Raw genomic sequence first — 6,280 nt, 5'->3', positions numbered from 1 at the left:
AATACATCTACCGGAAATATGGTCGCGACAGGGCTGCTATCGCCGCAGCGGTATCAACCTATCGGCCGCGCGGTGCTTTGCGCGAGACCGGAAAGGCGCTCGGCATTGACCCGCAAATCGTCGACAAGGTTGCGAAGTCACACCAGTGGTTCGACCATTCGCAGGACCTGTTGCGTCGGTTCGCAGAATCGGGCCTGGACCCTGAGAATCCACTTATCGATTTGTGGGCAAAGTTGGCGGCTCAGATTCTTAACTTTCCTCGGCACCTGTCGCAGCACTCCGGCGGCTTCGTTATCAGTCGAGGCAAGCTCACACGTCTGGTGCCGGTTGAGAACGCAGCGATGGCGGACCGGTCCGCGATTCAGTGGGACAAGGACGACCTCGAAGCGTTGGGTCTCTTGAAGATAGATGTACTTGCTCTCGGCATGCTGTCAGCAATTCGCCGGACGCTCGACATCATCTCCGAGCAGCGCGGGGAGCGGTTTGAGATGCAGGACATTCCCGCTGAGGACGAAGCGACGTACGACATGATTTCGCTCGCCGATACTGTCGGCGTCTTCCAGATTGAATCGCGCGCACAGATGAGCATGCTGCCTCGCATGAAACCGCGCGAGTTCTACGACCTGGTCATCGAGGTGGCCATCGTACGGCCTGGGCCAATTCAGGGCGGCGCCGTCCATCCGTATCTAAGACGGCGGCAAGGTTTCGAGCCGGTGACTTACCCCAGCGATGCCTTGAAGACTGCACTCGGGCGAACGCTTGGCGTGCCAATCTTTCAAGAGCAGGTCATGCAGGTCGCCATCCTGGCTGCTGGTTTTACGCCAGGGGAAGCGGACCAACTCCGCCGCGCCATGGCCGCATGGAAGCGCAAAGGCGGACTCGAGAAATACTACGACCGCATCGTCCTCGGAATGCAGGACCGTGGATACGAGAAGGACTTCGCAGAAGCCATCTTTGAGCAAATTAAAGGCTTCGGCGAGTACGGCTTTCCGGAGAGCCACGCGGCGAGTTTCGCGCTGCTCGTGTATGCAAGCAGCTGGCTAAAATGCCACGAGCCGGCCGCGTTCCTCGCTGCGATGCTGAATAGTCAGCCGATGGGCTTCTATTCTCCGTCGCAGCTGTTGCAGGACGCGACGCGTCACGGAGTGCAGGTCGTTCCTGTAGATGTCACCATCAGCGGATGGGATTCGGTGCTCGAGAAGCAAACAAATTCAGAGATGGCGGTTCGCCTTGGCCTGTCATTGCTGAAAGGGATGAAGGACGGCACGGCAGAACGTATTGAAGCAGCTCGAGCCGTGAAGCAATTCTCGAGTGTCAGTGACCTTGCGAGACGCGCGCAGCTCGACCGTCGCGACTTGCAGGTCCTTGCTGCAGCAAATGCGCTTTCGTCGCTGGCGGGAAATCGGCGGGAAGCGCTTTGGCAATCCGTTGCGGCGGTCCCGGACCGCGACATCCTTGCTGAAGCTCGTATTGACGATGAGACACCGGTGCTCGGCGCGCCGTCGGAGGCTGAGACTATCGTTGCTGACTACAACTCGACGGGACTCACGCTTGGGCGCCATCCGCTTTCTTTGCTGCGCCCGGCACTGCTCGAGCAACGACTGATGCCAGCCTCAACGCTGATGACCTATCGAAACGGTCGACTCGCTCGCGGATGTGGACTGGTTACGGTGCGTCAGCGACCAGGCACTGCGAAAGGCGTCATGTTCGTCACCATCGAAGATGAGACCGGGAACGTGAACGTCATCATATGGCCGTCATTGCTGGAACGGCAGCGACGGGAAGCACTTGGAGCAGCCTTGCTGGGCGTCTATGGGACGTGGCAGTGCGAAGGCGAAGTTCGCCATCTGGTTGCACACCGGCTGGTCGATATGTCGCACCTACTGGGCGGACTGAACACAGTAAGTCGTAACTTCTGCTGAGACACGTGGTGATGGCCAAACGAGGTGCGGCCGACCGCGGCCTGCGGCCAATCAACGTTACAGTTTCGGTCCTGCGGGAAATCACCCGGTCTTTTGTAGCATCATTGAGAACATGTTGCGACGAACGGCGCGCATCTATTTGAGCAGAAGAATGAATCGAAGCGAAGGAAACCGTGACGAGACTGCAGCCGCAGCACGGGTGGCGGAGGCCGCCCGCGAGGTGCAGTCCGCTTCCGTTGCTCTTGAAGAGCATTACAACAGGGAGCCGGGCGACGCTCCGCCTACCTTGCTGCTAGCCCGTTTCGCGGTTGCGATGTCGGAGCTTCAGCAAGCTAGGGAGTCGTTCGACAAAATACTCGGCTCAACAGGAACCAGCTTGCCGCGTTGAGCATTGCGAGGAGGTCGATGAGGTCCGACGCCCATATCCGAACCAAAAAGGGCTAACCTTCCTTCAACCAAGTCGGCGCGCGATTCCCGATTCCGGTCGGCGGTTGGGTGGCTGTAATTGTGTCCGCAAGATTGAAACTCTGCCGCGCTGCCTAGGTCCGAGGGGTAGTCACTTCTGGAGGCCATATGCTCGAACTCTCTGGCGATGCCGTGCTAATAGTAGTCGAAGTGGACACTCAGGAAGAGGAGCGCATTGTCTTGACGGCAAAGGACTTCCATACAGAGAAGCGCTCGATGCTGGACGATGACGTTATGCGCGACGACGAAGACGGTGAATACGTCGCCGACGCGAGTGCCCTCGGGTACGATTTCAGGGTTGTCGCCACGCCACCGAATACTCTTGAAATCGAGGGCGAACCAGAAGAAATCCGCATCGAGATTGCTGAGAATCACATGGAATTTGTCGAACCAGCCGACGACGAAGACGAAATCGAAGACTGAGTCCTAGCGCCTTGTGAGGCCTGTCGTCTACCAGCTGCGGAACTCTATAATGGCCGTTGTTCTCTGCATGGAGCGCGTCTTCATCTAGGCCCGTCGCACGCGACGGGCTTTTTTTCCAAATGTGCGTGGCTTCCGCTCAGGTCGACGGACGCGCGAAGGGGTTGATTGGCTGAACCTTGTCTCGGTCATTGACGCGCTCGAGCATCTGGACCTTGCCGCAATCCTCGACCAGTGCCTCAAGTCCCCGCACGATATTTGCCTCAATCGCTTGCAGCCCAGCCCCTCCCTTGAAGCTCGCACTGAATGCGGTGTGCCACCGATACTGGAAGAATGCGGAGACTTCTTGAATCCGCGCAGGCGTATCGGAATCTGTGAACACAACTGACCCTGGCGAGAACACGTCGTAGAAGATGACGTGCGGGTAGTCTGTTTGCACAGCGACGCTCGGCTCGTCGCTGATGAGCAGGCAGGCGAGCAGCTGAATTGAGCCTTTCATGCCCTTCGGGGTTTTGAACACCCAAATACGCTTGGGCAACCGCTCTGAAAGAGCGACGAGCTTCGTGCTATTGGAGCCTAGAGTACCGACCTGGCCGTTCTTAACGTTCTCCTCGAAGCTCGGCGAGTGAAAGAAAATATCCATCCGATGCTTACCCATCCTCGTTGATTGTAATATCTTGCAACGGTAATGGTATCAATTTCGCCCTTGAACTCGGTGACAAGCCAGTCATGTAACGTTGCTTGCGAGCAGTATCGCCACGTCCGCCAACTCAGAAGAGCGCTCGTGGTCTCGTCGAGCGCTGTCGACACACTGGACTTACCTTTTCTGCGCACAGCCATTCACGCTTTTACGCCCTATCAAAGCGTCGTTACAATCGGCTAATCTGAGCGGGGATTGTGACAGCCTTGTCCTGAGGCGGAATCCAGCAGAAGAATCCTGTGTGAACCCCTCAGCCTGCGGAGGTTCCTGATGCTTCGAGCAGTCGTTACCAATTTCGCAAGTCCACCAGTCCTCACGCTGGAAGAGGCCAGAAGGCCCGTTCCCGGAAAAGGCGAAATTCTTGTTCGAGTAACGGCCACAGCCCTCGGCTTTGTCGACGGGCTTATTGCCCAAGGCAAATATCAGATGAAGCCCCAGCTTCCATACGTTCCCGGAGGTGAGATTGCCGGAGTTGTTGAGGAGGTAGGCGAAGGCGTCAGCGGTTTGAAGGAGGGCAGCAAAGTTGCCGTCTGGCAGTTCGGCGGTGGGCTCGCTGAATACGCACTCGCAAACGCGGATGAGTCGATTGCTCTGCCCGAAGGCATCGACGAAAAGGTCGCAGCGAGCGCCCTCGTCGACTACTTAACGGCGCACTATGCTCTGTTCGTCAGAGGTGCTCTGCAGGCCGGCGACACCGTCTTGGTCTTAGGAGCCGCGGGCGGGGTTGGACAAGCGGCGGTGCAACTTGCAGTTTCTGGTGGGGCGCGGGTCCTAGCCGCAGTCTCATCCCAAAGTAAGGCCGCGAGGGCTAGGGAACTAGGAGCGGTAGATGTGCTCGTTCTCGGTTCCGACGGCCCGCCATTGCGGGACCAACTTCGCGCAATCGCGGCAGATGGAGCGATTGATGTAATCGTTGACCCGGTGGGAGGCGTCGATTCTGAGCCGTCGTTCCGCTCTCTTGCCAAGAGTGGCAGGCACTTAGTCATCGGATTTGCATCAGGAAGCATACCGAAACTGCCGACGAATCTCGCGTTACTCAAGTCGGCAAGTCTTGTCGGTGTCGACGTTCGTCATTTCGTGGACGGGCACAAAGCAGAAGCGTTTGCCGCAGCGCAAGCGCTGTTCCAACGTTTTGCAGATGGAGTCTTACAGCCCGTCGCGTACATCGAACACTCGTTGGACGAGGCTCAGGAAGCCTTCACGACGCTTGCCGCGCGCAACAAGGTAGGGAAGGTATTGGTTAAGCCATAGACGGGTTAGGACGCGGATACAGCCATATCCCCGACAATGGCTTTGCGATGGCCCGTTATGAGCGGGGCATTCACGCTTCTCCTATCAGACGACAACCGACTTCCAGTCCCAAGCACTTGAGTCGGCCTCCAAACCTTTGCCCGGTCAGCAGCCGATTTCAAGAATCCTGATTTCGTCGATGTAGTGATTCACACTCGTATCGACACCGATTTCGGCTCGTTGATGGCGACCCGCTTTTCGAAGAAATGGAACGCTCCCTCGCCGCGTCTCCATCCATTGTCTTGCCCACTATCACCCTTGACGGGGATGCGGATGGCGTCGCGGAGGCGAGAAGCGGCACGGCTGGACTCAAGCGATTTACGGGTCGTCGTGAAAATCGCGTGATTCCCGACGTTGAACATTGAGCGCCTTGATGCGTTTCGACTTGAAACCGCCCATCGGTGGAGGTTGTCACTACCGGGAGTTCGCGTTGACGCGCTTCTATGACTTTGCGCCTCGGCCCGACGACGCAGCGGCACCCGCAATAAAAAACGCGGCAGAGTGCGCCGCTTAAGGCAACGTTAGCTGCTTTGGTGAGTCGGCGTAACCACATTCGAGCGGGCGAAGGCCTTCTGATGGCTGCGGTCATTTGTTGAAGTGCCATGACACTTTATGGTCGACGATGGCCGCGCCTTCGTCTATTCCCGGGGCTTGGAGTGGTTTGAATGTGAACGGCGCATTGCCGGTGATGCCTTCATACTTCCCAGTGCCTCCAGTCAGGACGTGTACTTTTGAGGTGTAGTCGAAAGTACTGAAAATTTTATCGCCGTCGGCGTCGGTTTCGACGCAGTTACCCTGGCCGGCAACTTTCCCCGCGAGGTTCTGCACATAAAGAAGGCACCGAACGGCCAGGCTGTCGAAGTAAGGCTTTCCTTCGGAATTCCGGGTGATTCCTAGTACTTCTCGAATAGAAGTATTGTCGTTAGTGCCGAGCGTTTGCTTCGCCACAAGGTGAGAGGTGAAGTAAGCCGTGTAACTCGTGGTTCCTTCTCGAGGTAAGCTTGCTACTGGTGCGTTGGCCTCCTGAGCTACAACGGTTGTGGCGGCGGCCAGTTGTAGCGCCACACAGGTCAAGAATGCATTAGATTTCTTCATAGCTCTCTCTCCACCAGGTGCCTTCTCTGCTATCGACCTGCGAGCGAGGGTCGATTAAGCCGCGCAAAGACAGCCGAACAGGAGCGTGCGCCACGCTGCTTTTGAATACTTAGATAAACAGGCTTCGCACCTCGCAGGAATTGACAGCCTACTCTTTCTCATCGCACGAAATAGCCCCGTGACTTGAGAGCCCACGACCGCACGTAAGCGTCGTCGGCGATACGGTGCCCAGCCCCTTTTCCTTCACGAAGCAGCGTCAGTATCGCGTCTAGGCCCTCGGGGAGCATCGACTCATGCCAATCTATTAGCATCTGTCACGGATCGGCGTAATGACGCCGGGGATGATCGCCGTAATGGCGCCAGTTTGAAGTGAAGTAAAACGCGGATT

General features: G+C 57.2%; 5 protein-coding genes. 3 read left to right on the top strand and 2 right to left on the bottom strand.

The features are described from left to right. Positions 1–1,922 (top strand): error-prone DNA polymerase (locus AWB66_RS31935; protein WP_125469877.1); only part of this gene is annotated, 1,922 nt, incomplete at its 5' end. 573 nt (positions 1,923–2,495) lie between these two features. Beyond that, positions 2,496–2,810: a hypothetical protein gene (locus AWB66_RS31925; protein ID WP_087633981.1), complete on the top strand. Its 315-nt coding sequence runs from the start codon at positions 2,496–2,498 to the stop codon at positions 2,808–2,810. A 136-nt stretch (positions 2,811–2,946) separates the two neighbouring features. On the opposite strand, the gene AWB66_RS31920 is transcribed toward AWB66_RS31925, so the two are convergent. Continuing rightward, the gene (locus AWB66_RS31920) at positions 2,947–3,450 is read right to left on the bottom strand and encodes a hypothetical protein (protein WP_087633980.1); all 504 of its coding nucleotides are present in this window, start codon (positions 3,448–3,450) and stop codon (positions 2,947–2,949) included. 327 nt (positions 3,451–3,777) lie between these two features. Here AWB66_RS31920 and AWB66_RS31915 point away from each other — a divergent pair, with 327 nt between their 5' ends. Continuing rightward, entirely contained in the window at positions 3,778–4,758 is a 981-nt protein-coding gene (locus AWB66_RS31915; RefSeq protein ID WP_200819128.1) for an NADPH:quinone oxidoreductase family protein, read from the top strand. Positions 4,759–5,382: 624 nt separating this feature from the next. Here AWB66_RS31915 and AWB66_RS31905 read toward each other — a convergent pair. Then, entirely contained in the window at positions 5,383–5,892 is a 510-nt protein-coding gene (locus tag AWB66_RS31905) for a hypothetical protein (RefSeq protein WP_087633978.1), read from the bottom strand. Positions 5,893–6,280 lie beyond the last annotated feature (388 nt).

The sequence above is a fragment of the Caballeronia telluris genome, from assembly GCF_001544495.1.
Lineage (GTDB): Bacteria > Pseudomonadota > Gammaproteobacteria > Burkholderiales > Burkholderiaceae > Caballeronia > Caballeronia telluris.
The sequence above is the reverse complement of the archived record's forward strand: the minus strand, read 5'-3'. Positions and strand labels throughout refer to the sequence as shown.

Excerpts from the sequence above, each read along its gene's own strand:
- AWB66_RS31915 (WP_200819128.1), top strand. The coding sequence starts at position 3,778 with ATGCTTCGAGCAGTCGTTACCAATTTCGCAAGTCCACCAGTCCTCACG.
- AWB66_RS31925 (WP_087633981.1), top strand. The coding sequence starts at position 2,496 with ATGCTCGAACTCTCTGGCGATGCCGTGCTAATAGTAGTCGAAGTGGAC.
- AWB66_RS31905 (WP_087633978.1), bottom strand. The coding sequence starts at position 5,892 with ATGAAGAAATCTAATGCATTCTTGACCTGTGTGGCGCTACAACTGGCC.
- AWB66_RS31920 (WP_087633980.1), bottom strand. The coding sequence starts at position 3,450 with ATGGATATTTTCTTTCACTCGCCGAGCTTCGAGGAGAACGTTAAGAAC.